The organism is Actinoallomurus liliacearum (assembly GCF_039542035.1).
Classification (GTDB): domain Bacteria; phylum Actinomycetota; class Actinomycetes; order Streptosporangiales; family Streptosporangiaceae; genus Actinoallomurus; species Actinoallomurus liliacearum.
In genome coordinates this window covers 7581-33583 of record NZ_BAABHJ010000014.1, presented here as the reverse complement: position 1 = coordinate 33583, position 26003 = coordinate 7581, and the positions used below count along the sequence as shown (strand labels likewise).

The following is a 26003-nucleotide window of genomic DNA, read 5'->3' as shown; positions in this document are numbered from 1 at the left end:
TCCGGTCAGCGGAAGAGGTGGACCAGTTCCACGCGGGAACGGACGCCCAGGCGTACGAAGATGTTTCGCAGGTGGTGGTCGACGGTGCGGGGGCTGAGGACGAGGCGCGCCGCATCGAAGAGCTGCCGGGCGTCGCGGAGGTGGCCGCGGGCGGCGCGCGGCCGGCGGTTCCGGCGCAGCCGCCGGCCGTACATGAACTCCGTCCGTGCCAGTTCGAACGCCGAACCGCCCTGACGGTGCAGCCGGAGCGCCTCGGCGAAGTGCTCCTCGGCGGTGGCGTCGTCCTCGGCGAGCAGCGCGTGGCAGCGTTCGGCGAGGGCGGTTCTGGCGGGACCGGCCGTGCTGCGCGCCCAGCGGTCGAACGCCGCCAGCGCGGTCTCGGTGCCCTCCCGGTCACCGCAGCGGACCGCCGCCTCGATGAAGTCGGGGGTCGCGAGCACGCGGGTGAACAGGTCCGCCGGGCGCGTTCCGGCCAGCGAGCGCAGGCGGGCCGCGCCCTCCTCCGGGCGGTCGTCGGCCAGGTCGAGGCAGCCGAGGGCCCACGCCGCGAACGCCGCGGGCCGGGTCAGGCCGCGCTTCTTCGCCGCCTCGGCGACGCTGTTCGCGCGCGCCCGCGCCGTGTCCCGGTCGCCCTGGACGGCGGCGAGCAACGTGAGCATGGCGAGGTGGTCGGCGGCGCAGTTCTCCTGACCGCAGGCCCGCGCGGTGCGGAGCCCCTCCAGGCTCACGGACGTCGCGGCCGCGAACTCGCCGAGGCTCACCTGGGTCAGCGCCAGAGTGCTCAGCGCCCACGGCAGCAGCGCGGCGGTCCCGCGCAGGCGCGCCCGGGTGACCGCCATGGTCGCCAGGTCCCGGGCCCTGCGGTCCTCGCCGAGCGCGAACGCGGCGAGACTCGCCCAGGTCTTCGCCGCGCAGCCGTCGAGACCCTCGGCGAGCTGCAGCACCCGCCGGAGCGGACCGGCGGCCTCGTCGTGCCGGCCGCCGAACGTCGCCGACATGCCGTCGAGATGGGCGAGCATCAGCTCGGCCACCGGCGTGCGGGCGCCGTCCAGAGCGATCGCGGCCGCCCGTTCGCCGATCCTCCGGTACTGACGATGGTCCCCGGCCACGCAGCCGGCCTCCGCCGCGAACATCAGGGCGAGCACCGCCCGCGTCCGGTGCGAGCCCGCCAGCCGGTCGGCGGCGTCCACCAGGATCTGCACCGCCGAGGCCGGCGCGCCGTCGCGCAGCTCGATCTGCCCGTACAGCAGGCCGGACAGTCCCCGGAGCTCGTCGGAACGCGCGTACGGGCGTGCGGCGCGCAGCAGCGAACGGGCCGTCCGGGTGCGGCCGGCCAGCCAGGAGTCCGTGGCGGCCGCCAGCAGCCGGACCGCCCTGCCACCGGCGTCGGCGGTGAGCGCGGCGGCCTGCCGCCAGGCCGGCGCGGCGTCCGCGTGCCGGCCGGACCGGCGCGCCGCGGTCGCCTCGCAGACCAGCTCCTCGCACAGCCGGGGGTCCGACCCACCGGCGCTCGCCGCGCGGTGCCGGCTCTGCCGCAGCCGGTCCTGGTCGAGTACGGCGGCGAGGGCCCGGTGCGCGGCCAGGCGTTCGGCGAGAGAGGCGTCGGCGTACAGCGAGGACCGGATCAGCGGGTCCGGGGTCTCCACCGTCTCACCGTCCACGCGGATCAGACCGGATCGCCGGGCCGTCTCCAGCGCCCGCGGGTCGACGCCCGCTCCAGCGGCCGCGCGGGCCAGCGTTCGGAGTTCCAGCCTCTCGTCGCAGGCGACCAGCAGCACGACCCGCCGCGCGTCGGGCGGCAGGGCGCGGTAGCGCCGCCGGTGCAGGGCGCGCAGCCGGCTGTGCACGGGCAGCGCGGCCGGGGGCGGCGCCGCGCCGGCCACCTGCTCGGGCGTCAGCGCGGCGGCGAGCTCCGACAGGGCCAGCGGGTTGCCGGCGGCCAGGTCGATGAGGTCGGCCGCCAGGTCCGCGCCCGGTTCCGCGCCGAGCAGGTCGTCCAGTAAGGCGCGAGCCGCCCCGTCGCCGAGCGGGCCGAGCCGGAGCGACGGGACGCCGCGCAGCCGGTCCGTCGCGGCGGAGGTCTCCAGGCCCGCGGTCAGCAGGATGGCGAGGGGCTCGTCACCGGGCCGGCGGGCGGCGAAGGCGACCGCGTTCAGGGAGACGCGGTCCAGGAGGTGGGCGTCGTCCACCCAGCACAGCACCGGGCCGTCGGCCGCGGCGTCCGTCAGCAGCCGGTGCACCGCCGTGCCCAGGACGAACGGCTCGGCCGACGGCGCCGGGTCCTCCCCGGTGATGGGGGCCAGCGCCGCCGCCTGGGCCGCCGGCAGCCGGCCGATCCGGTCGGAGATCGGCCACAGCAGCTTGTGCAGACCCGCGTACGGCAACGCCGTCTCCTGCTCGAACCCGGACGTGCCGAGGGTCCGGAACGACGTCGTGGCCCGGCCGAGCACGTGCTCGAGCAGGGCCGTCCGCCCCGTTCCGGGATCACCGACGACCGCCAGCGCCGCGCCGCCGCCGTCTCGTACGCGACTCAGGGTCTCCGCCACGACCGCGAGCTCGCGCTCCCGCCCATGCAACACGAGGGTTCCTCCAGAGGAAAAGGGACTTTCGCGCCCATACGGCAGCAGGCATCCGGGGGCGCGTCCAGAGTGCGCTCCTAAACCGGGGCGACGGCACAACACGAGGGCACCGCGACTGTGCCCGGCCACAGAGCGGGCGGCCGACGGCGGCGGGACGCTGGCGGCCGTGGGCCGGCGGTGGGACGATGAACGATCACCGGCCCTGGAGGTGACGTGTGGACGCCCGTGCCCGCACGACCGGCCGTTCCGCAGGCGCGCTGACCCGCAGAGCGGCCTCGCGTCTCGTCACGCGGCTGCCCGACCTCGCCGACCGGCTGACCGCCGAGATCCTCGGCGGTGACGTGGCGCGGCCCACCGGCCTGACCGACGACCTGTGGGACGCCTGCCACATCGGCCTGCGGCACGGGATCGAGGCGATCCTCGATCCGAGCCGGCGCGCCGACCTGCGCTGGGCCCGTGAGCTCGGCCGCCGGCGGGCCGAGCAGGGGCTGCCCCTCGACCAGCTCCTGCGTTCGTACCGGCTGGCGGGGCGGGTGTTCTGGGAGTCGCTCGTCGAGGTCGCCGCGCAGCACGACCCCGACCAGCTGCCCGCCCTCGCCCACCACGCCGTACGGGTCTGGCAGACCATCGACGAGCAGTCGAGCGTCGCCGCGGAGGCGTACCGCCGCACGGAGTTCGAACTGCTCCGGCGCGACGAGGAGCAGGTGCGGGCGATCGTCGACGCGCTGCTGGAAGGACGCGGCGCGGACGGGCGGCTGCTCGCGGCCGCGACCACCGTCCTCGGCCTGCCGGCGCGCGGCCGGTTCGCCGTGGCGGTGCTCCGGCAGGACGACGCGCTGAGCCGGCCCCTCGCGGGCCGTCCCGAGACGGTGAACGGAATCCGTTTCCTGTGGCGGCTGCGCGCCGACGCCCACCTCGCCGTGGTCGACCTCGGCGACGCCGGCCTGGACGACCTGACCGAGGTCCTGCGCGCGTACGCCTGCCATCACGTCGGTCTGAGCCCGGTCGTCGACTCGCCCGCCGACCTGGGCCACGCCCGGTGGCTCGCCGAACTCGCGCTGCGCACCTGCCGGTCGCCGCGCGCGGAGGTCGCCCGCCTGGACCGGCGGCTGCCGGCGGCGCTCGTGGTCTCCCAGCCGGAACTGGCCGAGCACCTCCGGCGCTCGGTCCTCGACGGCCTGACCGCGCTCGATCCGGTCAAGCGTGGCCTGCTGCTGGAGACGTTGGACGCCTGGCTGGAGTGCGGCGGGTCGGCGACGGCGGCGGCGAGGCGCCTGTACTGCCATCCCAACACGGTGCTCAACCGGCTGCGCACCCTCGAACGGCTCTCCGGCCGTTCGTCGTCCCGGCCGCTCGAGCTGGTCGAACTCGTGCTCGCCCGGCACGCGCTGCACGAGGGCGACAAGAGCCCGGGCTGACGGGCGCCGCCGCCGGGTCCGCCACACTGGTGGGGTGCGCTCGTCCGATCTGCCCGTCTCCGCCGCGCTGCCGGAGCTGCGCGCCGCCCTGGACTCCGCCGGGACGGCGGTGCTGGCCGCGCCTCCCGGGACCGGGAAGACCACGCTCGTGCCGCTCGCCCTGGCGGAGACCGGCCGCCGGGTGATCGTGGCCGAGCCCCGCCGGCTCGCCGCGCGCGCCGCCGCCCGCCGGATGGCCTGGATGCTCGGCGAGGCGGTCGGCGACCGGGTCGGGTACGCCATCCGGGGCGAGCGCCGGCCGGGCAGCGCGGTCGAGGTCGTCACGACCGGCGTGCTGCTGCGCCGCCTGCAGCGCGACCCCGACGTGCGCGCCGACGTCGTCATCCTCGACGAGTGCCACGAGCGTCACCTCGACGCCGACACCGCGTTCGCGTTCCTCCTCGACGTCCGCGCGACCCTGCGCCCCGACCTCGGGCTCGTCGCGGCGTCGGCGACCGCCGACACGGGGCCCTGGGCGGAGCTCATGGGCGGCGCGCCGGTGGTCGCCGCGGACGGCGCCGCGCATCCGGTGGAGGTCGTCTGGGCGCCACCGCCCCGTCCGGTACGCCCGCCGCACGGCCTGTCCGTCGACCCGGCGCTGCTCGACCACGTCGCGGCCACGGTCCGCCGGGCGCTGGCCGAGTGGGACGGCGACGTGCTGTGCTTCCTGCCCGGCGTCGCCGAGATCGACCGGGTCGCGCGCGCCCTCGGCGGCCTCCACGTGCTGCGGCTGCACGGCCGGGCCTCCGCCGACGTGCAGGAGGAGGTTCTGCGCGGCCCGGACGGCGGGCGGCGCGTCGTCCTGGCCACGTCGGTCGCCGAGTCCAGCCTGACCGTGCCGGGCGTCCGCGCCGTCGTGGACGCCGGGCTGTCCCGGGAGCCCCGCACCGACCACGCGCGCGGGCTCGGCGCGCTGACCACCGTACGGGCGTCGCGGGCCGCCGCCGACCAGCGCGCCGGGCGTGCCGGGCGCGAGGCGCCGGGAACGGTGTACCGGTGCTGGACGCAGGCCGAGCACCAGCGGCTCCCCGAGCGTCCGCGACCGGAGATCGCGCTCGCCGACCTGACCGGGTTCGCGCTGGAGGCGGCCTGCTGGGGCGACCCGGACGCCACCGGCCTCGCGCTGCTGGACGCCCCGCCGCCCGCCGCGATGCGCGCGGCCCGCGAGACCCTGCGCGCGATCGGCGCCGTGGACGGCGACGGCAGGGTCACCGAACGCGGCCGGAGGATGGCCCGCGCCGGCGTCCACCCCCGCCTGGCCCGCGCCCTCCTCGACGGCGCGGAGCACGTCGGCGCGCGGGCCGCCGAGGTGGTGACGGTGCTGTCCGACCAGCAGCGGGCGGACGAGGACCTCGTACGGCAGTGGCGGGGCCTGCGCGGCGACCCGCGGTGGCGGGACGAGGCGCGCCGGCTCCGGCGGGCGGTCCCGGACGCCGCCGAGTCCGGGCCGGACGACGAGACGACGGCGGGCGTCGTGGTCGCCCTCGCCTTCCCCGAGCGGGTCGCCCGCGCCCGCGCGGGCGGCGGGTACCTGATGGCGTCCGGGACCGCCGCCGAACCGGCCAGGGGTTCCGCGCTCGGCGGCTCCGAGTGGCTGGCCATCGCGGTCGCCGACCGGCCCGCCGGCGCCCCGGCGGCGCGGATCCGGCAGGCCGTCCCCATCGACGAGGAGGTGGCCCGGCTGGCCGTCGGCGCGACCGTGGAGGAGGAGGTCGCCTGGCGGGGCGACGTCGTCGCCCGCCGCGTCGAACGCCTCGGCGCGATCGAACTGTCGGCCGTGCCGCTTCCGGACCCGGACCCCGGCCTCGTACGCGCGGCGCTGCGCGAGGGCCTGCGCCGGGAGGGGCTCGGCCTGCTCACCTGGACCCGCGAGGCGGAGGAACTGCGCGCCCGGCTGGCGTTCTGCCACCGCGTGCTCGGCCCGCCATGGCCGGCCATGGACGACGACGCGCTGCTCGACTCACTCGACCTGGCGGCCGGCGGCGCCCGCCGGCGCGCCGACCTCGCCCGCGTGGACGTGGCCGCGCTGCTGCGCGGTCTGCTGCCGTGGGAGTGCGCCGCCCGGTTCGACGACGTCGCCCCCGAGCGCGTCACGGTGCCGAGCGGCTCACGGATCCGGGTCGACTACTCCGGCGAGCGACCGGTCCTCGCCGCGAAGCTGCAGGAGCTGTTCGGCTGGACCGAGACGCCGCGCGTCGCCGGGGTGCCGCTCCTCGTGCACCTGCTGTCGCCCGCCGGCCGGCCCGCCGCCGTCACCGCCGACCTGGCGTCGTTCTGGCGCGAGGGCTACCGGAACGTCCGCGCCGAGCTGCGCGGCCGCTACCCGCGTCACCCCTGGCCCGAGGACCCCGCCACCGCCGAACCCACCCGGAGGGTGAACCCCCGCCGCCGCTGACCCGACCTCATTGATGACGGGTCAGCCGCACTTCGCCGCCGTCGTGGTCACGATGCCGTTGTTGTTGGCGGGTGGATGACCGGTTCGCCGGGCTTGGTGCGTCAATGCCGACGTCAATGTGGCTGAGCATCCGCAGAGAGCCGGCGCTGGAAGACGACGCGGTCGACCGTGGGGCCGTCGTAGTCGGCGACGGGGCCGGTGACCGTGAAGCCCATCGCGGTGTGGAAGGCGATGGAACCGCGGTTCTGCGGGGAGGTGATCGCCTTGACCTTCGTGCGGTGCTCGGCCGCGGCGAGATCGAAGAACCGCTCGTAAAGGAGACGGGCCAGCCCGTTGCCACGAAGGCGGGGCGCGACGCCGACGAAGTGGATGTAGGCGGCGTCGGGCATCGAAGGAGACAGGAGCCCGATGAGGAACCCCGCCAGGCCGTCACCGTCCTCGGCCACCAGGCTGGTGCGATGGAAGTGATCCAGGAACAGGCGGGGCAGAATCGACCTGACCGGCCGCCCCCACCAGTCGTCCACCACCCCGACGATGCGATCGTAGTCATCCGGTTCGGCCGGCCGCAGCCGCAGGCCCTGGTCCACGATCAGAATCGTCCCGGCCCCGCCCGCCCACTGTCCAGCGGCATGTCGCGCGAATCGGTCCGATCACTGGCGGATGCTGCCGCAAGAGCGCGGTGGATGCCAGTGATCATGCTTCGCGATGCCGTCGTGGCGGCGTGTACTGCGTTCGCAGTAGGCGGATGTGTCGGCAGGCGGACGACGACGGGACGGTCCTGCCACCGGCAGCCTGGTGAGGTACTCGACAGTAGATCGGAGACCTCGTTCCCGTGGCCACATTCCTTCATCGACTGGGCCGGCTGGCCTTCCGGCGGCGCTGGTACGCCGTCTTCCTGTGGGTCGCGGTGCTGGCCGCCATCGGGTTCGGAGCGGTCAAGGCGCCCGCGGCGCCCGACGACGGATTCTCCATGCCGGGCACCGAGGCGCAGAAGGCCTTCGACCTGATGCAACAGCGGTTCCCCGGCGCCAGCGCCGACGGCGCGACCGCCCGCCTGGTCTTCGTCGCGCCGAACGGGCAGAAGGTCACCGCCGCGGAGAACCGCTCGGCCGTCGAGAAGGCCGTGCGCGAGGCGGCCGGCGATCCGCAGGTCGCCAGTGCGGTGAGCCCGTTCACCGCCCACGCGGTGAGCGAGGACGCGTCGACGGCCTACGCGACCGTCACCTACAAGGTGAAGAGCGACGACCTCACCGACGCCGCCAAGACCACGCTCAAGGACGCCGCGCAGCGCGCCCGGGACGCGGGCCTGACCGTGGAGGTCGGGGGTAATGTGCTCGCGACCCGGCCGTCGGCGGGCGGGGCGGGTGAGGTGATCGGTGTCGCCATCGCCGCCGTCGTACTGCTCGTCACGTTCGGCTCGCTGACCGCCGCGGGGCTGCCGCTGATCACCGCGATCATCGGCGTGGGAGTCGGCGTCACCTCGATCATCGCCCTCGGCAGCACGCTCGGGCTCTCCATGACGACGACCACCCTCGCCTCGATGCTCGGGCTTGCCGTCGGCATCGACTACGCCGTGTTCATCGTCTCCCGCTACCGCGAAGAACGCGCCCGGGGACACGCGCCGGAGGAGGCCGCGGGCCTCGCCGTCGGCACCGCCGGGTCGGCGGTGGTCTTCGCGGGGCTCACCGTCGTCATCGCGCTCGCCGGGCTCTCGCTGGTCGGCGTCCCGATGCTGACCAAGATGGGCCTGGCCGCGGCGGGAACGGTCGTCGTCGCCGTCCTCGTCGCGTTGACCCTGGTGCCGCCCCTGCTCGGCTTCTTCCCGCGCGCCGTGCTGTCGCGTGCCGCCCGCCGGAGAGCGCGGACCGGGGGCGGGGACGAACCGAACGGCGGCACCCGCTGGGCGCGTTTCGTCCTGCGCCGCCCGCTTCCGGTGCTCCTCCTCGGAGTCATCGGACTGGGCGCGCTCGCCGTACCGGCCGCCCACCTGAACCTCGGCATGCCCGGGGACGAGGCCAAACCGACCTCCACCACCGAGCGGCGCGCCTACGACGATCTCGCCAAGGGCTTCGGCGCCGGTTTCAACGGCCCCCTGACGGTCGTCGTCGACGCCAGGAACGCCCGCGACCCGAAGGCCGCCGTGCGCGCCATCACCCGGAAGGTCGGCGCCACCGGCGGTGTCGTCTCCGTCTCGCCCGCACGGGCGAACGCGGCCGGGGACACCGCGGTCTTCTCCGCGGTGCCGGCCACCGGCCCCAGCGACGCGAGGACCAAGGACCTCGTCCACGCCATCCGCGCGGAACGCCCCGCGCTGGAGTCCGCCACCGGCGCGACCTTCGAGGTCACCGGTGCCACCGCCGTGAACATCGACACCGCCCAGAAGGTGCAGGACTCGCTCATCCCCTACCTGGCGGTCGTGGTGGGCCTGGCCTTCCTGCTCCTGCTGGTGGTCTTCCGGTCCGTGCTCGTGCCGCTCAAGGCCGCCCTGGGCTTCCTGCTGTCGGTACTGGCGGCCCTCGGCTCGGTGGTCGCGGTCTTCCAGTGGGGCTGGCTCGACGCCCTCTTCGGCGTCGATCAGCCGGGTCCGATCATGAGCATGATGCCGATCTTCATGGTCGGCATCGTCTTCGGACTGGCGATGGACTACGAGGTGTTCCTGGTCTCACGGACGCGCGAGGCGTACGTCCACGGTGAGGAGCCCGGCCAGGCGGTCGTCTCGGGATTCCGGCACAGCGCCCGTGTGGTGGTGGCCGCCGCCCTGATCATGATCGCGGTGTTCTCCGGGTTCGTCACCGCCGGCGAATCCATGATCAAGATGATCGGCTTCGGTCTTGCCGCCGCCGTCCTGCTGGACGCGTTCGTCGTCCGGATGGCGATCGTCCCCGCCGTCCTCGCCCTCCTCGGGGAGCGGGCCTGGTGGCTGCCCCGCCGGCTGCAGAAGGTGCTGCCGCGCGTGGACGTGGAGGGCGAGGCGCTCGGCGGCCGGTCGCCGGCCGTCTCCGCCGCGCGCCGGACGACCGACCGCGAGTCCAGCCGCGTCTGACCTCTCGGAACGACCCGGGGGCCATCCGCAGCAGAGGCGGGTGGCCCGTCGGTCGTTCGGGGCCGGCGTCGAGAATGGTCGCAGTACCCGACGGGAAGATTCGATGATCTCCAACTGGCAGCGGCTCGTACGGGACCATCCCCGGGCGTTCACCGTGGCGGTGGCCCTGGTGATGTTCGCCGGTTCCGTGCCCGGAGGCATGCTCGGCCGCCTCAGGACGACCGGCCCGTCCGTGTGGTGGCTCGCCGTACCGGTCACCGGCGTCGCCGCCGTCGCGTTCCTCTGGCACCGGAGCCGCCCTCGCGTCGCCGTCCTGCTGACCGCCCTGTGCGCGGTGGCCGTGGCCGCCCTCGGGTACCTGCTCACCCCGCTGCTGATCGGGCCGGTCATGGCCGCGCTCTACTCCCTGGCCGTCCGCACCGACCGGAGAACCGCACGCGCCTACGCGTTCACCGTCGCCGTCGTGCTGGTGGGTGCCGCGCTGATCGCCGAGCACGGTTACGCGCACCCGATCTATTTCAAGATCATCAATCCCTTCGCCCTGGTGATGCTGCCGGCCGTCGTCGGCAGCTCCGTCCGGCTCCGGCGCGCCTACCTGGACTCGCTGCGGGCCCGCGCCGAGCACGCCGAGCGGATGCGTGAGGAGGAGGCGCGGCACCGGGTCACCGAGGAGCGGATGCGCATCGCCCGGGAACTGCACGACGTCGTGGCCCACCACCTCGCGCTGGCCAACGCGCAGGCCGGCACCGCCGCGCACCTCGCGCGCACCCGGCCCGACCAGGCGCAGCGGATTCTCGCCGACCTGACCGGAACGACCTCCTCGGCGCTGCGCGAGCTCAAGGCCACCGTCGGACTCCTGCGCCAGACGGGCGACCCGGACGCGCCGATGGAGCCCGCTCCGGGGTTGGCCCGGCTTCCCGACCTCGTCGCCTCGTTCAGGTCCGCCGGGCTCACGGTCACCGTGGTGACGGAGGGCGACCCGCGGCCGCTGTCGGCGGGCGTGGACCTGACGGCGTTCCGGATCGTGCAGGAGGCGCTCACCAACGTCACCAAGCACGCCGCCGCGCAGGCGGCGCGCGTGCGCCTGGCCTACTCGCGCGACCGGCTGACCATCACGGTCACCGACGACGGAGACGCCACGATCCCCGCCGCTCCGGGACCGGCCGCCGGCTTCGGTCTCATCGGCATGCGGGAACGCGCCCTGTCCGTCGGCGGACTCCTCCTCGCGGGGCGCCGTCCCGAAGGCGGCTTCGAGGTCACCACCGAACTCCCCCTGCGCCCCCGCGACACGGAGGAGACCCGGAACAGATGACCATCCGCGTCCTGCTCGCCGACGACCAGGCCCTCCTGCGGGCGACCTTCCGCATGCTCATCGACTCCTGCGCCGACCTGGAGGTGGTCGGGGAGGCCGCCGACGGTCAGGAGGCCATCGACCTCACCCGCGCCGAGCGTCCCGACGTCGTCGTCATGGACATCCGCATGCCCGGCACCGACGGCCTGACCGCCACCGCCGCCATCTGCGGCGACCCGGGCCTGTCCGGGACCCGCGTCCTCATCCTCACCACGTTCGAGAACGACGAGTACGTCGCGCAGGCGATCCGCGCCGGCGCGAGCGGTTTCCTCGGCAAGGACGTCCTTCCCGACCAGTTGCTCGCCGCCATCCGCACCGTCGCCTCCGGCGATGCCCTGCTCTCCCCGCTCGCCATTCGCGCGCTCATCACCCGCTTCCTGACGAGCCCCGAGCCCGGCGTCCGCACGGCACCGCCCGAACGTCTCGCCGCCCTCACGGCCCGCGAACGCGAGGTGATGGCACTGGCCGCCGAGGGCCTGTCCAACGGTGAGATCGCCGAGGGGCTCGTCGTCAGCCCGCTGACCGTGCGCACCCACCTGCACCGCGCGATGGCGAAGCTGGACGCCCGCGACCGCGCCCAACTCGTCGTCATCGCCTACCAGTCCGGCCTCGTACGGCCCGGCCCGTGACCCTCCGGTGATCGTTGGCGGATGCTGCCGCAAGAGCGCGGTGGACGCCGGTGATCACGCCTCCGGCCGGTGTCACGGCGACCCCGACTCTCGGCGCGACATCTGCCGATTCGAGGGATTAAGTTGATCGGCGTGTTCCCTCCCCGTGTCTAGGCACCACTTCTGACCGCGCCGGCGTAGTGGCGCGGTCCTTCGGTGTCCCCTGACGCTTCCGGCGCTCGCGCGCCGGTTCCCCCGAGGAACCATCTCGTGTCTTCTCCCTCCCTCTCGTACGCCGCCGTCCTGCGCGCTCCGCACGCTCGCCGCACCTTCGGCGCCGCGCTGCTGGGCCGTCTCTCGTACGGCATGGTCTCGCTGTCCCTGACGCTCGCGGTGGCGGGCGCGACCGGTTCGTACGCCACGGCCGGCGCCGCCGTCGCGCTGTTCGGCCTGACCGTCTCGGTGCTGTCCCCGGTCCGCGCCCGGCTGATCGACCGGTACGGGCCCCGGCGCGCGCTGCCGCCGATGGCCGTCGCGTACGCGCTGCTGCTGGCGGCGCTCGCCCTTCTCACCGCGCGGCACGACGTGTCCGCCGTTCCGGTCGCCGTCCTCGCGCTCGGGGCGGGCGCGTTCCCGCCTCCGCTCGGCCCGGTCATGCGGACGCTGTGGAGCGACCTGCTGCCCGATCGGCGCCTGCTGCAGCGCGCGTACAGCCTGGACACCGTCGCGGAGGAACTGCTCTTCGTGACGGGGCCGCTGCTGGCCGGCCTGCTCGCCGCGCTCCTCGCCCCGCCCGCGGGCCTGGCCGTCAGTGCCGGGCTCGTCCTCGCCGGAACCCTCGCCCTGGTCTCGTCTCCGGTCGCCCGGTCCCGGGCCGGGACGGGAGAGGAGGCGTCACCGGCCGAGGATGATTCCGGCGCGCATCGGCCGCGAACGGGTCTCCTCGGTGGCCTCGGGCGGCCGGTCGTCCTCTCCGCGGGGGTCGGCCTGTGCCTGGGCGCGCTCGGCCTGCTCATGGTCGCCTTCGCCGCCCATCGTCATGAGGCCGCCGGCGCCGCGTGGGCCGAGGCGGCGCTCTCCGTCGGCAGCGCCGTCGGGGGCCTGGCCTACGGATCGCGCTCCTGGCGGATGTCCGGGCGGACGCGGCTCCCGGTGCTGACCGTCGCCGTCGCGGTGCCGCTGGCGGCCGCCGGGACGGCGCCGGACCTGTACGTCCTGTCGGCGGTCGTCGGCGTCGCGGGACTGTTCGTCGCGCCCGCGCTGACCACCGCGTACCTGCTCGCGGAGGAGTCCGCCGCGCCCGGCGGCCGTACCCGGGCGGGCACCTGGGTCAACACCGCGTTCAACGCGGGCTCCTCGGCCGGTGCGGCGGCGGTCGGTCAGCTGGTCGGCCGGCTGCCGCTCGGGTGGTGCTTCGCCGCGGCGATGGCCCCGGCCCTGGCGCTCGCGCTGACCGCGCTGGCGCGCCGCGGCCGCCGCTGAGGGACGGGTTCCCCGGCGGACCTCGCCGGGGAGCCCGGGTTTTCGCCGGGCGAATTCCTGTGAAGTGGTGAATGCGGCGCGCGCCGGTCTGATCTCATTACGGAGTGGGAGGGCCACGTACGGTCACGGCCGAGCAGAGAGAGGTGCGGCATGGTCACCGGGTCACGGCCATCGCCACGTCGCAGAACGGATCCGCGGGATCGCGCCCGTCTTGTGGCGATAAGGCAAGATGAAAGATTCGCCCTGTTGAGAGGGAAATTTCGGAGATTAGCGATCCTTGTCGTTTCGACGTTCCTCGGGTGGTATTTCCTTTACGTCCTTGCGTCGGCCTTCGCCCGTGACGTCATGGCGTACCGGGTCTTCGGCAACGTCAACGTCGCGCTGGTGTGCGGCCTCCTGCAGTTCGCCTCGGCGTTCGTGCTCGCCTGGCGCTACACCCGCTACGCCCGGGCGGTCCTCGATCCCCTGGCCGCCCAGATCGTGGCCGACGCCGACGAGCGGGTCGGCGAGGCGGTCCGCCGCCGCGAGGCTGGCTCGTCCGGTCCCTCGTACTGCGCCGCGCCCGGCGGTGAGCGGCCGTTCCTGGGCGCAACGCCGCCGGACGGTGCCGCGTCATGGCGGGACGCGACGCCGCCGGACGTTGCCGCGTCATCGCCGGGTGCGACGCCTCCGGACGGGATGGCGCCGTTCCTGGGACCGACGCCCCCGGACGGGATGACGCCGCCCGCCGATCCGGGCACGCCGCCCTCGTGGCGCGGGCCGGCCACCCGGCCGTGGACGGGAGGGACCCGATGACCCTCGCCGGCGCGGCCGCTCTGGCCGGAAACGGGCGGACCATCACGTTCGGCCTGTTCATCGCGCTCGTCTGCGTCACCCTGGCCATCACCGTCTGGGCGCGGATGCACACCGACGGGGCGGTCGACTTCTACGCCGGCGGGCGGAGGTTCTCCGGCCCGCAGAACGGCCTGGCGCTCGCGGGCGACTACATGTCCGCGGCGTCCTTCCTCGGCATCGCCGGGATCATCTCGCTGTCGGGATACGACGGCTTCCTGTACTCCATCGGCTTCCTCGTCGCCTGGCTGCCGGCGCTGCTGATCGTGCAGTTGATGCGGAACACCGGCCGCTTCACGATGGCCGACGTGCTCGTCCAGCGCGTACACCGGCAGTCCTCCGTGCGGATCGCGGCGGCGGTGTCCACGGTGACGGTCTCGGTGTTCTACCTCATCGCGCAGATGGTCGGGGCCGGCGCGCTCATCGCCCTGCTCCTCGGAGTGCGGCCGGGGGCGACCTTCCTCGGCATGTCCGCCGGCACGGCCGAGGTCACGACGATCGTCGTGGTCGGCGCGCTGATGATCTGCTACGTGACCTTCGGGGGGATGAAGGGCACCACCTGGGTGCAGATCGTCAAGACGGCGCTGCTGATGTTCGGCGCGACCCTGATGACGGTCCTCGTCCTCGGCCGGTTCGGTTTCGACCTCAGCCGCCTGCTGGGCGCGGCGGCCGGAGCGAGCGGCAAGGGGCACGCCTTCCTCGAACCCGGCCTGAAGTACGGCAAGGAGGTCGCCGGGCACTCGTCGCAGACGCTGTTCAACAAGCTGGACTTCGTGAGCCTGGCGCTCGCCCTCGTCCTGGGTACGGCCGGTCTGCCGCACATCGTCACGCGCTTCTACACCGTCCCGGACGCCCGGGCCGCGCGCACCTCGGTGAACTGGGCGATCGGCCTGGTCGGCGCGTTCTACCTGATGACGATCGCGCTGGGCTTCGGCGCGACCGCGCTGGTCGGGCGGAGGGAGATCCTCGCGCATGATCCGGCGGGCAACACGGCCGCGCCGCTGCTGGCCCGCGAGCTCGGCCGGCACGTCGCGGGCCGGATCGGCGGCGACGTCATGCTGGCGTTCGTCGCCTCGGTGGCGTTCGCGACGATCCTGGCGGTGGTCGCCGGCCTGGTCATGGCGTCGGCCACGTCGCTGGCGCACGACTACTTCGGCAACGTGCTGATGCTGGGCCGGCCGCGCGAGCGGCAGGAGGTGGCCGTGGCGCGGTTCGCGGCCTTCCTCATCGGCTCGGTCGCCATCGTGCTGGCGGTCTTCGTCAAGAACCTCAACGTCGCGTTCCTGGTCGCGCTCGCCTTCGCCATGGCCGCGTCGGCGAACCTGCCCGCGATCGTCTTCGCGCTGTTCTGGCGCCGGTTCAACGCCACGGGAATGGTGGCCGGGATCTACGGCGGGCTGATCGGCTCGATCGTGCTGGTCGTCTTCTCACCGGTGGTGTCGGGGAAGGTCGACCCGGTCACCGGGCGGAGCCTGTCGCTGTTCCCCACGGGCATCGACTTCCACTGGTTCCCGCTCGACAACCCCGGCCTGGTGTCGATCCCGTTCGGGTTCCTGTGCGCGGTCGTGGGCACGTTCGTCGGCCGGGACCGGACCGACGCGGAGCGGTTCACCGAACTGTCCGTACGGTCGCTGACCGGGACCGGCGCGCACTGAGACCGGGGCCGCCGCCGTCCCCTCCCGTCAGGGGAGGAGCCCGCGTTCGTACGCCTTGGCGACGGCGGCGGCACGGTCCCGGACCCCGAGCTTGTCGTAGATGTGCAGCAGGTGGGTCTTGATGGTCGCCTCGCTGACGAACAGCCGCCGCGCCACCTCCCGGTTGGTGGTGCCGTCGGCGACCAGGGCGAGCACCTCGCGCTCGCGCTTGCTCAGCGTGCCGGGGGAGGGGGCGCGCACCCGGCCCATCAGGCGGCCGGCGACGGACGGGGACAGCACCGACTCACCGCGGTGCGCCGCGCGGACCGCCCGGATCAGTTCCTCGCGCGGGGCGTCCTTCAGCAGGTAGCCGGTCGCCCCGGCCTCGATGGCGGGCAGCACGTCGCTGTCGGTGTCGAAGGTGGTGAGGACGAGGACGCGCACGCCGGGGTGGGTCTCGCGGAGCCGGGCGATCGCCTCGACGCCGCTCATCTCCGGCATCCGCAGGTCCATGAGGACGACGTCGGCGCCGTCGGCCAGCGCGAGCGCCTCGGCTCCGTTGGCGGCCTCGCCGGTCACCTCGAAATCCGGGTCACCGGCGAACACCCCGCGCAGGCCGTCCCGGACGATCGGATGGTCGTCGACGATCAGCAGGCGGATCACGGGTTCGCTCCCACGGTCAGGGCGGGGACGGTCGCGTTGATCGCGGTGCCCTCACCGGGACTGCTCTCGATCTCCAGCCGGCCGGCCACCCGGAGCAGCCGTTGCCGCATCGAGGTCAGCCCGAAACCGCGCCCGTCGGCGGCCGGGTCGAAGCCGACGCCGTCGTCACGGACGTCCAGCAGCACGACGTCGTCGAGGTAGGACAGGGTCAGGCCGACCCGGGACGCGCCCGCGTGCTTGGCGACGTTGGTCAGCGCCTCCTGAGCGACGCGGAACAGCGCGACCTCCACGTCGGGCAGCATCGGCCGGGGCTCGCCGGTCGTCTCGACGCCGACGGAGATCCCGGAGGTGCGCGACCAGCGTTCGCTCAGGCCGCTGATGGCCTCCGGCAGCCGCGCCTTGTCCAGATGCGGCGGCCGCAGTGCCTCCACCGACCGGCGCGCCTCGGCGAGGTTGTCGCGGGCGAGGGCCTGTGCCTGGTCGGCGTGGCGCCGCCACTCGCCGGGGTTCTGCCGGGCCGCCTCCAACTGGGCGACGATCCCGGTGAAGCCCTGGGCGAGGGTGTCGTGGATCTCGCGGGCCATGCGCTGGCGCTCGTCCAGCACGCCGGCCTCGCGTGCCTGGGTCAGCAGCTGGGCGTGCAGCCCGGCGTTCTCCTCCAGCGCGGCCTCCAGCGCGGCGTTGGCCTCGGCCAGCCGGTCGAGGGTCGCCCGCTGTCTCAACTCGAGGAACGTGAACAGCATGCCGACGGCGCCCGTGGCCGCGGCGAGGATCAGGTAGACCGGGACGGTCGTGGCGCCGAGTGACTGGAAACCGCCGATGTAGGTGACGGAGACGATCAGCGCCGTCGCCACCACGCCGACCTGTTTCCAGCGTCCCCGCAGGTAGGCCACCTGCGGGTAGCCCGTCCAGCCGAAGAGGCCGAACAGTGGGCTGCGCAGGATCAGCAGCGCGAACAGCACGAGCAGGCCGGCGTAGTAGACGCCGCCCAGCCGTGGCCCCGGAGCGGACGTGCCGGGCAGAGTGACGATCAGCATCCACCCGGCGGCCGTCACCGCCAGGCCCAACGTCGTCCAGACCTGAGCGGGCGTCTTCGCGTCGGCGAGCAGCACGAGGAGCGTGGAGACGGCGAGTGCCCCGTACGGGATGACCCGGATCAGGATCGCCTCGCGTCGGTCGGGGCCGCCCGAGGGCCGGACGAGACCGTCCGAAGGCACTCCCATCGTCTACTCCCAGCGGAAGAGCTTGGCGGCCGCGAGCCCGGCGACCAGTGCGTACGCCGCCATTATGGCGAGTTGCGCCAGGCGCGGCTCCGTGCCCATCCAGGAGTCCCGCATGGTCTTCAGAGTGGCGCCCAGCGGAGTGTAGTCGCCGATGGCCCGAAGCGCGTCCGGCATCTGCTCCCGGGGGATGTAGACCCCGCCGAGGAACATGCTGGGGAAGAACAACACCATGCCGATCCCGTTGCCCGCCTTCGCGCTCGGCGCGACGGCGGCGATGACGAGCCCGATCCCGAACAGCGCGGCCAGGCCGAGGACGACCGCCGCGAGGAAGGCGGGGAACCGCTCGGGCACGGGCGTGCCGAACAGGACGCGGGCGGCGGTGATCATCAGAGCGACGACGACGACCGCCATGACGGCGTAGAGGAGCACCTGGGCGATCAGCAGATAGGCGGGACGGACGGGCGTCGTGGCCATGCGGCGCAGCACCCCCTTCTCCCGGTACGACGCGAGCGTCGCGGGCAGGACCGTGAGGCCGAGGATGGCCAGCGCGATCCCGACGCCCAGCGCGGCCATGTACTCGGCGGTCGTCTGACCGCCGAGGTTGTGCTGGGCCTTGTTCGCACCGGGCTGGAACCCGAATCCGAGCAGCAGCGCGAGCGGCAGCAGCAGGACGATCGCCGGCAGGACGATCTCGCGGGTGAAGAGCTTGAGCTCCAGGTAGGTGAGCTTGGCGAGCATGGGGGTCTCCTAAAGGGTCGGTGGGTCGAGGGGGCGGCCGGTCAGCGCGACGAACGCGTCGTCGAGACTGCTCTGCTCGACGCGCAGGTCGGCGGCGATGATGTGGTTGCGGGCGAGGACCGAGGTGACCGCCTGCACGAGACCGTCGGTCCCGGTCACCACGACCTGCCCGCCCGTCTTGGTGACGGTCCGTACCTCGGGCAGGTCCTGCAGCAGGCGGTCGTCGAGGGGCGCGGAGGGCCGGAACCGTACGCGCTGCTCGGGGGCGACCCGTGCCACCAGGCCGGCGGGGGTGTCGACGGCGATCACCCGGCCGCCGTCGATGACGGCGAGGCGGTCGCAGAGGCGCTCGGCCTCCTCCATGAAGTGGGTGACGAGGACGATCGTGACGCCCCGGTCCCGCACGTTCTCGATCAGCTGCCAGGTGTCGCGCCGCGCCTGCGGGTCCAGGCCGGTGGTCAGTTCGTCGAGGATTGCGATCTTCGGGTCGCCGACGAGCGCCAGCGCGATCGAGACGCGCTGCTGCTGGCCGCCGGACAACCGGCCGAAGCGCGTGTCCCGCTGGCCGGCGAGGCCGAGCTCCTCGATGAGCCGTCCGGGGTCGGCGGGCCGGTCGTGGAAGGAGGCGTACAGCTCCACGGCCTCGCGGACCTTCATCTTGTCCGGCAGCCGGCTCGCCTGGAGCTGCACGCCGAGGCGGCGGGTCAGCTCAATGCGGTCCCGGCGCGGGTCGAGACCGAGCACCGACACCGTGCCGCGGTCGGGGGCGCGCAGCCCCGCGACGCACTCGACCGTGGTGGTCTTGCCCGCGCCGTTGGGGCCGAGGACGCCGAAGATCTCACCTTCCTCCACGGCGAAGGACACGTCCTCGACCGCGACCTTCGCTCCGTACCGCTTGTGCAGGTTCCTGACCTCGATGACCGGCATGGCCTCTCGTTCCTCGTCTCCGTGGTGGCGGATTTCGAGGATGGCCTGCGGCGGGGTGCCGGCGGATCGACCGGTCGGGTACGGCTCCGGTGGATCCCGGACATCAACCGATCGGTCGATGCCCCCGGGCGAGGACCAGATAGGCCAGCAGCGCGGCGGCGGTCAGGGCGGCGATGACCACGCCCATCGGCACGGCGGTGTGCGAGCCGGCGACGCCGACGAGCGGCGCCGCGACCCCGCCGATGACGAACTGCGCGAGGCCGAGCAGGGCGGAGGCGCTGCCCGCCATGGCGGGCGGGCGGCCGGTCAGGGCGAGGGCGGTGGCGTTCGGCGTGATGAGCCCGATCGCGGACACGACGAGGAACAGCGCGGGCAGCACGCCCGGCAGGCCGAGACCGGTCCCGATCGCCACGGCGAGGGCCACGCCGCCCGCCAGGGACACGCACAGCCCGGCGGTGAGCAGCGTCCGCAGCGGGACGCGGCCGACCAGCCGCCCGCTGACCTGGCCGGCCGCCACGATGCCGAGGGCGTTCACCGCGAAGATCAGGCTGTACGCCTGGGGCGAGAGGCCGTAGATGTCCTGGACGACGAACGGCGACCCGGAGATGTAGGCGAACATCGCGGCGAAGGCCAGGCCGCCCGACAGGGCGTAGCCGACGAAGACGCGGTCCGCGCAGAGCCCCGCGAACGTCCGGAGCGCCGAGCCCAGCCCGCCGGTGTGGCGCGCGCCCGACGGGAGGGTCTCGCGCAGTCCGGCCCCCGCGGCGGCGACCATGAGCGCGCCGAGGACCGCGATGAGCACGAACACCCCGCGCCACGACGTGAGGCGCAGCAGCTGCCCGCCGATGACGGGCGCCGCGATCGGCGCGACGCCGTTGACCAGCATCAGCAGGGAGAAGAACCGGGCGGCCTCCGGCCCGTCGTACAGGTCGCGGACGATGGCGCGGGCGATCACGATGGCCGCCGCGCCCGCCGCGCCCTGCACCAGGCGCAGCGCGATCAGCATCGGCACACTCGGGGCGACGGCGCACAGGAGCGAGGCGACCGTGTACAGGACGACGCCGACGAGGAGCGGCCGGCGCCGTCCCCAGGTGTCGCTGACCGGCCCGGCGACGACCTGCCCGACGGCCAGACCCACGAGGCAGGCCGTCAGGGTCAGCTGAACGAGCGACGCCCCGGCCGACAGGTCTTGGGTCAGCTTCGGCAGGGCCGGCAGGTACATGTCGATCGACAGCGGACCGATGGCGCTGAGCGCCCCGAGGATGAGGGCCAACCGGAGCCGACCGGCACGGGTCGGTGTCACCTCGATCGTCTCGTTCGCCGTCGCGGCCATGTCACCCCTCGTCGGTCTCCGCGCCGCGGTCGGCGCACATCCGTTCGGGGAACCGGTTCCGGACCGGCGAGAATTCCCACTGAGGGTGACAAATCGTATGAGTCCGGTCGCATCCGCCCCGCGGGGCCGGATCCGCCTCCCGGGTCCGTCTCCCGGCGGCGGTCCGTCTCGCCGGGCCGGCGGGAGTCAGCCGAGGAATCGCGTCAGGTGCCGGACGACCGCCTCCGGTTGTTCTTCGGGGATGTAGTGGCCGCTGTCCGGTACCTCGACCACCTGTACGTCGGTGCCCTTGTCCGCCAGGATCGCCTGCAGGAGCCGGTGGCCTCCCTCGCCGCCGCCCAGGCCCAGGATCGGCGCGGTCACCGGGGCGTAGGTCTTCTCGTCCTCGATGTCCTGGCCGAAGGCCCGATACCAGGCGTTGCCGGCGCGGATCGCGTCCTCGGTGGAGTAGGCGTGGGCGTAGACGTTCCGGTCGTGCTCGTCGATGCTGCGGGGATCCTCGATCAGGTAGTCGCACATCCAGTCGATGAGATGGCGGGACCGGCCGGCGAGCAGGCGTTCGGGCAGGCCGGGCACCTGGTTGAAGGCGAACCACCACAGGAACCGCCCGGGCCCGGCGTGGATGTCGCCGCCGACCTGCTGGCGTCCGGGTTTCGGGAGCAGGGAGTAGGCGTAGAAACGCTCGTCGGGGTGGGCGATGTCCAGCAGCGCGATCCGCCGCGTGTGCGCCGGGTGGTTGGCGGCGAACGCGTAGGCGACCATCCCGCCGATGTCGTGCCCGGCGATGTGCACCGTCTCGTGGCCGAGGTGGCGCACGAGCCCGAGGATGTCGCCGGCCATGGTCTTCTTGTCGTATCCGCCCGCCGGCCTGTCCGAGCCGCCCATGCCCCGGAGGTCGACGGCGATCACCCGGAAGCGCTCGGCCAGCGGCGGCATGATCTTGTGGAACTCCCACCACGTCTGCGGCCATCCGCCCAGCAGGACCAGCGGCTCGCCCCGGCCTCCCGCGACGTAGTGCAGGCGGATTCCGTTGACGTCCGCGTGGTCACTGACGAACCCTCCGTCCAGCGAACGCGCCAACTCGACGTCTGACACTGCACCGGGCATACGGTCTCCTACGTTGGTACGAATGTACGGGATTTTCGTACTTTAACGGGAAGAGAGGTCGTCGATCCAGGAACCGTACGTAATTGCCGTACGATCGGACCATGGCTGCTCTACTGCACCCGGCGCGCGAGCAGTTCGACCTGGTGGACGTGCTCGCCGCGCTCGGGCACCCGGTCCGTATGAAGATCGTTCAGGCGCTGGCCTCCGGTGCGGAGACGTACTGCGGGGCGATCGAGACCGGGGCGCCGAAGTCGACCCTCACGCACCACTGGCGGGTCCTGCGGGAGAGCGGTGTGATCCGCCTGCGCCATGAGGGGCGCCGGAACTACCTGACCCTGCGCCGGGACGATCTCGAGGCCCGCTTTCCCGGACTCCTCGCCGTGGTCCTCGGCGGCGACGCCGGGTCGTCGTTCCCCGAGGCCGGGTAAGCGGCGGTTTCTCGCGGGTCCGGTGCGATGACAGGCCGGGCCGCGGCTCCGGAGCGCGGTGTCAGGAGCGGGGGCGTACCCCGTCCAGGATGAAGGACAGCAGGCGCCCGGTGTCCTCCGGCGCTCGCTCGCTCGCCACGGACAGCGCGTGGGCGAGCCGGAGCAGGTCGCTCGTCGTGAGGTCGGAGCGGGCGGTGCCCGCCGCCCGGGCGCGGGCGAGGATGGTCTCGGCGGCCGTCTGGATCTCGTCGTGGCAACGGACGAACAGGTCCGAGTGCAGGTCGATGACGGCCTTCAGGGTCTGGGTGAGCCCGCGCTTGGCGCGGGAGTACTCGGCGATGGCCAGGATCCACGCGGCCAAGCCCTCGTCCGGGGGGCAGGTCTCGGCCAGTTCGTACGCCTTGGCCGCGAGTTGCTCCATCTCGTCGCGGTAGACGGCTTCTTGGAGGGCCAGGCGGGTGGGGAAGTGGCGGTACAGCGTGCCGATCCCGACGCCCGCGCGCCGGGCGATCTCCTCCAGTGACGCGTCCGCGCCGTGCTCGAGGAACGAGGACTTCGCCTCGGCCAGCAGCCGCTCGTAGTTGCGGCGTGCGTCGGCACGCATCGGACGCTGCCCGGTGGTCGTCGACATCGCCCCTCCCAAAGCACGGTTGCCAACCGGAGGCTACCTCCGTATTGTTTCGGAGGCACCCTCCGGTTAGAGGCCGATCCCCGACAGCCACTTCGGGGGACGGCCGTAACCCTTCCTGCACGAGGAGTCTACGACCCATGTCCCAGCAGACCGTCCAGATGGGCGAGCCGTCGCTCGACTCCGAGCCGCGGCGACGACGAACACGTCACCCGGGGCTGTCGCTCGCCGTCATCGTGGCCTGCCAGTTGATGGTGGTGCTCGACGCGAGCGTCATGTTCGTCGCCCTTCCGAAGATCCAGCACAGCCTCCACTTCTCCGCGACCGGCCTGTCGTGGGTGACCAACGCCTACTCGCTCGCGTTCGGCGGGCTGCTCCTGCTCGGGGGCCGGACCGGCGACATCCTCGGGCGGCGGCGTACGTTCATCGTCGGCATCGCGGTCTTCACCCTCGCCTCGCTGCTCGGCGGGTTCTCCGGCTCGGCCGCGTGGCTGCTCTCCGCCCGTGTCGCGCAGGGCGTCGGCGCGGCCCTCGCCGCGCCGAGCGCGCTCGCGCTCATCGCCACCAACTTCCAGGAGGGGCCGGAGCGCAACCGGGCGCTCGGGGTCTTCTCGGCCACTTCGTCGGCCGGCGCCTCGATCGGTCTCGTCCTGGGCGGCCTGCTCACCGACTGGGCGTCGTGGCGCTGGGTGCTGTTCATCAACGTTCCGGTCGGCGCCGTCGTCCTGTTCCTCGCCCCGCGAATCCTCCAGGAGACCGAGCGCCATCGCGGCCGCCTCGACGTCGCGGGCGCGGTCACGGTCGTCACCGGCATGGTCGCGCTGGTGTACGGCTTCATCCGCGCGGCCGACGCCGGCTGGGGCGACGGCGTGACCCTGGCGGCGTTCGCCGGCGGCGTCCTGCTCCTCGGCGCCTTCGTCGCCGTGGAGACGCGGGCGGAACGGCCGGTCATCCCGCTGCGGCTGTTCGCCGACGGGGCGCGTGCCGGTTCCTACCTGGTCATGCTCCTGCTGGCCGCGGCGATGTTCGGGATGTTCTTCTTCATCGTCCAGTTCCTGCAGAACATCCTGGGCTTCAGCCCGCTGAAGGCGGGCGTCGCCTTCCTGCCGATGTCGGGGCTGCTGTTCGTCATGGCGCGGATCACCCCGCGGCTGGTCCCACGGGTCGGCCCGCGACGGCTCCTGCTCGCCGGCCTGCCGCTCATCGCGGTGGGGATGGTGTGGTTCACCCAGTTGTCCCCGCACAGCGGGTACGCGTCGGGCGTGCTCGGGCCGATGCTCTTCTTCGGGCTGGGCGCCGGCGTGGTGTTCCTCCCGGTCACGGCGACCGTCCTGGCGGGGGTGCGGCGCGAGGACTCCGGCGCCGCGTCCGGCACGCTGCAGACCGCGCAGCAGGTCGGCGGCGCGCTGGGGATGGCCGTGCTGGTCTCGGTGTACGGACCGGCGCTCCGGCACGGCGGCCTGACCCACGGCGTGAACGTCGCGTTCACCGTCGGCACGATCTTCGTGCTGGTCGCCCTCGCGGTCACCGCCGTGTTCATCCGGCAGCGCGCCGCCTGAACGGACCACTGTGACATCCGCTTGACCGGACCGCCGTGACGTCTGAACGGACCGCCGTGAGGTCCGTCCGAACCGAACGCGCGACACCCGCCGGGCCCCGGGCGACCGCGGCCCGGCGGGTCGTCCGGCTACAGCCGGACGATCATCTTGCCGGTGTTCCGGCCGCGCAGCATGGCCAGGAACGCCTCGACGGCGTGGTCGACGCCCTCGAACACCGTCTCGTCGAACTCGATCCTCCCCTCCGCGAGCCAGCCGCCGACCTCGCGGACGAAGTCGCCGAACCGGGCGGAGTGGTCGCTGACGATGAAGCCCTGGAGGGTGACGCGCTTGCCGATGATGAGCGGCAGGTTGCGTGGAGCGGGCTGCGGGGCGGTGGCGTTGTACATCGAGATCGCGCCGCAGATGGCGGCCCGCCCGTGGTCGTTGAACGCCTCGATCGCCGCTTCGAGATGGTCGCCTCCGACGTTGTCGAAGTAGACGTCGATGCCGTCGGGGGCGGCCTCGGCCAGCAGCTTGCGCACCGGGCCGGACTTGTAGTCGAAGGCCGCGTCGAAACCGAGCCGGTCGGTCAGGTACGCGACCTTCTCCTCCGATCCGGCGCTGCCGATGACGCGGGCGGCGCCGCGCAACCGGGCGATCTGGCCGACGAGCGAGCCGACGGCCCCGGCCGCGCCCGACACGAAGACGGTGTCGCCCTCCTTGAGGCCGGCGACGTCGAGCAGTCCCACGTACGCCGTCAGCCCCGGCATGCCGAGGACACCGAGGTACGCCGACGGAGACACGCCCTCGACCGGCCGCACCGCGCGGAACCGCTTGGCGGGCGCCACCGCGTGCTCCCGCCAGCCGAGGTCGTGCAGGACGAGGTCGCCCTGCTTCAGGTCGGGGGAGCGGGACTCGACGACCTCACCGATCGCGCCGCCGGTCATGGCCTCGTTCAGTCCGAACGGGGGGACGTAGGACTTCACGTCGTTCATCCGTCCGCGCATGTACGGGTCGACGGACATGAACGCGTTGCGGACGAGCACCTCCCCTTCGCCGGGAGCCGGCAGTTCCCGCTCCACCAGCGCGAAGTCCGTCGGCTCCGGCCAGCCGTGGGGGCGGGATACGAGGTGCACCTCGCGCGTCTTCATGGCGTTCGTCTCCTCTATGGGTGAAGGAAGGGCTCTCTCCACCTACGTTACTCACGGGTAGGTGCCGGCCGCCGGAGCGGGGCGGCCGGAACGGGGCGATGCCGATTTCGGTCCGCCTGAAAACGGGCGTTAGCGGGACATTTTCGCGGGTAGGCAGGGCGCACCGAGGCACTGATCGGTCGTCGAGACAGGAGGCTCGAACCATGAGCGAGACCCGATGGGCGGGCGGACGAAGGCCGCACCGACGCGTCCCGGCGCGGGAAGGGTGAGGATCGATGGCCGCGTTGCTCGCCCTGCCCGCGGTGGCCCTCGCCGTACTGGTGACCATCATGTACGAGGACCGTCTGCTGCCGCAGTCCGAGTCCGCCCAGGAGCCGTCCGCCGCCACTGAGCCGGTGGCCGAAGCGGCCCTCGCGTCCCCGCCCGTCGCCGACGCCGCGTCGGCGGAAGCGGCCCTCGCGTCCCCGGCCGTCTCCTCCGCCGACGCCGCATCGGTGGAGGAGACGGCCCCCCTCTCCTCGCCCGTCGCGGACGTCGGACCGGGACGGGAGACGACCGCGGTCTCCTCGCCCGCCGCCGGCCTCGAACCGGCGGACGTCACGGCCCCGGCCCACACCGCCCGGACGCCCGGCCGGCAGTGCCAGGTCGGCCGGGACTCCGTGCTCCAGGGCCGCCCGCGGACCCATCGGCCCGCCGTCGGCTCCGCCGCGACCCGGCGGTCCGCCGTACCGTCGCGTTCCGGCCGTGAACTCCACATCGAGGGCGCCGTCTCGGTGCCGCGGCACTGATGCGCGCCGACCCGCGACCCGCTGCCACGATCCTCGAACCGGGCACCCGGCCCGCCACGGCGTGACTCTTCCGGGCGAGTCGCCGGCCCGCGCCGACAG

General features: G+C 73.6%; 21 protein-coding genes. 11 read left to right on the top strand and 10 right to left on the bottom strand.

Features of this window, described 5'->3' with window-relative positions; all coding sequences use genetic code 11:
- Positions 1–5: 5 nt before the first annotated feature.
- Positions 6–2579, bottom strand: coding sequence for a helix-turn-helix transcriptional regulator (locus tag ABD978_RS22255; RefSeq protein WP_345357628.1), 2574 nt, complete (start codon positions 2577–2579; stop codon positions 6–8).
- 215 nt (positions 2580–2794) lie between these two features.
- Between ABD978_RS22255 and ABD978_RS22250 the strand changes: the two genes are divergently transcribed.
- Positions 2795–3997 carry a PucR family transcriptional regulator gene (locus tag ABD978_RS22250; protein WP_345357625.1) on the top strand — a complete coding sequence of 401 codons (1203 nt, stop codon included), beginning with the start codon at positions 2795–2797 and terminating at the stop codon, positions 3995–3997.
- Between the two features lie 34 nt (positions 3998–4031).
- Complete coding sequence (gene hrpB / locus ABD978_RS22245) at positions 4032–6431, top strand: ATP-dependent helicase HrpB (protein ID WP_345357622.1); 2400 nt, start codon at positions 4032–4034, stop codon at positions 6429–6431.
- 113 nt (positions 6432–6544) lie between these two features.
- Here hrpB and ABD978_RS22240 read toward each other — a convergent pair whose 3' ends face one another.
- A complete protein-coding gene (locus ABD978_RS22240) occupies positions 6545–7018 on the bottom strand; it encodes a GNAT family N-acetyltransferase (RefSeq protein ID WP_345357619.1) in 474 nt (157 codons plus the stop codon).
- A 245-nt stretch (positions 7019–7263) separates the two neighbouring features.
- Between ABD978_RS22240 and ABD978_RS22235 the strand changes: the two genes are divergently transcribed.
- The 6 genes from ABD978_RS22235 (at position 7264) to ABD978_RS22210 (ending at position 15401) form a co-directional block, all read left to right on the top strand.
- Positions 7264–9474, top strand: coding sequence for an MMPL family transporter (locus tag ABD978_RS22235; protein WP_345357616.1), 2211 nt, complete (start codon positions 7264–7266; stop codon positions 9472–9474).
- 103 nt (positions 9475–9577) lie between these two features.
- On the top strand, positions 9578–10786 hold the full coding sequence (locus ABD978_RS22230) for a sensor histidine kinase (RefSeq protein ID WP_345357613.1): 1209 nt from the start codon (positions 9578–9580) through the stop codon (positions 10784–10786).
- A complete protein-coding gene (locus ABD978_RS22225) occupies positions 10783–11454 on the top strand; it encodes a response regulator transcription factor (RefSeq protein ID WP_345357610.1) in 672 nt (223 codons plus the stop codon). The genes ABD978_RS22230 and ABD978_RS22225 overlap by 4 nt, the downstream gene beginning before the upstream one ends.
- A gap of 249 nt (positions 11455–11703) precedes the next feature.
- Positions 11704–12915: an MFS transporter gene (locus ABD978_RS22220; protein ID WP_345357607.1), complete on the top strand. Its 1212-nt coding sequence runs from the start codon at positions 11704–11706 to the stop codon at positions 12913–12915.
- A 150-nt stretch (positions 12916–13065) separates the two neighbouring features.
- The gene (locus ABD978_RS22215; protein ID WP_345357604.1) at positions 13066–13710 is read left to right on the top strand and encodes a DUF485 domain-containing protein; all 645 of its coding nucleotides are present in this window, start codon (positions 13066–13068) and stop codon (positions 13708–13710) included.
- Positions 13707–15401, top strand: coding sequence for a solute symporter family protein (locus ABD978_RS22210; RefSeq protein WP_345357601.1), 1695 nt, complete (start codon positions 13707–13709; stop codon positions 15399–15401). The genes ABD978_RS22215 and ABD978_RS22210 overlap by 4 nt, the downstream gene beginning before the upstream one ends.
- Before the next feature lie 27 nt (positions 15402–15428).
- Here ABD978_RS22210 and ABD978_RS22205 read toward each other — a convergent pair whose 3' ends face one another.
- From ABD978_RS22205 to ABD978_RS22180, 6 genes are all read right to left on the bottom strand, one after another.
- On the bottom strand, positions 15429–16043 hold the full coding sequence (locus ABD978_RS22205; RefSeq protein ID WP_345357598.1) for a response regulator: 615 nt from the start codon (positions 16041–16043) through the stop codon (positions 15429–15431).
- Complete coding sequence (locus ABD978_RS22200) at positions 16040–17266, bottom strand: sensor histidine kinase (protein ID WP_345357595.1); 1227 nt, start codon at positions 17264–17266, stop codon at positions 16040–16042. The genes ABD978_RS22205 and ABD978_RS22200 overlap by 4 nt, the downstream gene beginning before the upstream one ends.
- A gap of 3 nt (positions 17267–17269) precedes the next feature.
- Complete coding sequence (locus ABD978_RS22195; RefSeq protein ID WP_345357592.1) at positions 17270–18004, bottom strand: ABC transporter permease; 735 nt, start codon at positions 18002–18004, stop codon at positions 17270–17272.
- 9 nt (positions 18005–18013) lie between these two features.
- Entirely contained in the window at positions 18014–18931 is a 918-nt protein-coding gene (locus ABD978_RS22190; RefSeq protein WP_345357589.1) for an ABC transporter ATP-binding protein, read from the bottom strand.
- 103 nt (positions 18932–19034) lie between these two features.
- Positions 19035–20264 (bottom strand): Bcr/CflA family multidrug efflux MFS transporter, encoded by a 1230-nt coding sequence (locus tag ABD978_RS22185; RefSeq protein ID WP_345357586.1) that lies wholly within the window; start codon positions 20262–20264, stop codon positions 19035–19037.
- Positions 20265–20450: 186 nt separating this feature from the next.
- The gene (locus tag ABD978_RS22180) at positions 20451–21371 is read right to left on the bottom strand and encodes an alpha/beta fold hydrolase (RefSeq protein ID WP_345357583.1); all 921 of its coding nucleotides are present in this window, start codon (positions 21369–21371) and stop codon (positions 20451–20453) included.
- 101 nt (positions 21372–21472) lie between these two features.
- Here ABD978_RS22180 and ABD978_RS22175 point away from each other — a divergent pair, with 101 nt between their 5' ends.
- Positions 21473–21799 (top strand): ArsR/SmtB family transcription factor, encoded by a 327-nt coding sequence (locus ABD978_RS22175; RefSeq protein ID WP_345357580.1) that lies wholly within the window; start codon positions 21473–21475, stop codon positions 21797–21799.
- Between the two features lie 61 nt (positions 21800–21860).
- Here the strand turns inward: ABD978_RS22175 and ABD978_RS22170 are convergent, their stop codons facing one another.
- Positions 21861–22430, bottom strand: coding sequence for a TetR/AcrR family transcriptional regulator (locus tag ABD978_RS22170; RefSeq protein WP_345357577.1), 570 nt, complete (start codon positions 22428–22430; stop codon positions 21861–21863).
- Positions 22431–22567: 137 nt separating this feature from the next.
- On the opposite strand from ABD978_RS22170, the gene ABD978_RS22165 reads away from it, so the two are divergent.
- Entirely contained in the window at positions 22568–23986 is a 1419-nt protein-coding gene (locus ABD978_RS22165) for an MFS transporter (protein WP_345357575.1), read from the top strand.
- A 128-nt stretch (positions 23987–24114) separates the two neighbouring features.
- Here the strand turns inward: ABD978_RS22165 and ABD978_RS22160 are convergent, their stop codons facing one another.
- On the bottom strand, positions 24115–25116 hold the full coding sequence (locus tag ABD978_RS22160; RefSeq protein WP_345357572.1) for an NADP-dependent oxidoreductase: 1002 nt from the start codon (positions 25114–25116) through the stop codon (positions 24115–24117).
- A 275-nt stretch (positions 25117–25391) separates the two neighbouring features.
- Here ABD978_RS22160 and ABD978_RS22155 point away from each other — a divergent pair, with 275 nt between their 5' ends.
- On the top strand, positions 25392–25904 hold the full coding sequence (locus tag ABD978_RS22155; RefSeq protein ID WP_345357569.1) for a hypothetical protein: 513 nt from the start codon (positions 25392–25394) through the stop codon (positions 25902–25904).
- Positions 25905–26003: the final 99 nt, after the last annotated feature.

Excerpts from the sequence above, each read along its gene's own strand:
- ABD978_RS22230 (WP_345357613.1), top strand. The coding sequence starts at position 9,578 with ATGATCTCCAACTGGCAGCGGCTCGTACGGGACCATCCCCGGGCGTTC.
- ABD978_RS22225 (WP_345357610.1), top strand. The coding sequence starts at position 10,783 with ATGACCATCCGCGTCCTGCTCGCCGACGACCAGGCCCTCCTGCGGGCG.
- ABD978_RS22215 (WP_345357604.1), top strand. The coding sequence starts at position 13,066 with ATGGTCACCGGGTCACGGCCATCGCCACGTCGCAGAACGGATCCGCGG.
- ABD978_RS22210 (WP_345357601.1), top strand. The coding sequence starts at position 13,707 with ATGACCCTCGCCGGCGCGGCCGCTCTGGCCGGAAACGGGCGGACCATC.
- ABD978_RS22200 (WP_345357595.1), bottom strand. The coding sequence starts at position 17,266 with ATGGGAGTGCCTTCGGACGGTCTCGTCCGGCCCTCGGGCGGCCCCGAC.
- ABD978_RS22195 (WP_345357592.1), bottom strand. The coding sequence starts at position 18,004 with ATGCTCGCCAAGCTCACCTACCTGGAGCTCAAGCTCTTCACCCGCGAG.
- ABD978_RS22190 (WP_345357589.1), bottom strand. The coding sequence starts at position 18,931 with ATGCCGGTCATCGAGGTCAGGAACCTGCACAAGCGGTACGGAGCGAAG.
- ABD978_RS22185 (WP_345357586.1), bottom strand. The coding sequence starts at position 20,264 with ATGGCCGCGACGGCGAACGAGACGATCGAGGTGACACCGACCCGTGCC.
- ABD978_RS22180 (WP_345357583.1), bottom strand. The coding sequence starts at position 21,371 with ATGCCCGGTGCAGTGTCAGACGTCGAGTTGGCGCGTTCGCTGGACGGA.
- ABD978_RS22175 (WP_345357580.1), top strand. The coding sequence starts at position 21,473 with ATGGCTGCTCTACTGCACCCGGCGCGCGAGCAGTTCGACCTGGTGGAC.
- ABD978_RS22170 (WP_345357577.1), bottom strand. The coding sequence starts at position 22,430 with ATGTCGACGACCACCGGGCAGCGTCCGATGCGTGCCGACGCACGCCGC.
- ABD978_RS22165 (WP_345357575.1), top strand. The coding sequence starts at position 22,568 with ATGTCCCAGCAGACCGTCCAGATGGGCGAGCCGTCGCTCGACTCCGAG.
- ABD978_RS22160 (WP_345357572.1), bottom strand. The coding sequence starts at position 25,116 with ATGAAGACGCGCGAGGTGCACCTCGTATCCCGCCCCCACGGCTGGCCG.
- ABD978_RS22155 (WP_345357569.1), top strand. The coding sequence starts at position 25,392 with ATGGCCGCGTTGCTCGCCCTGCCCGCGGTGGCCCTCGCCGTACTGGTG.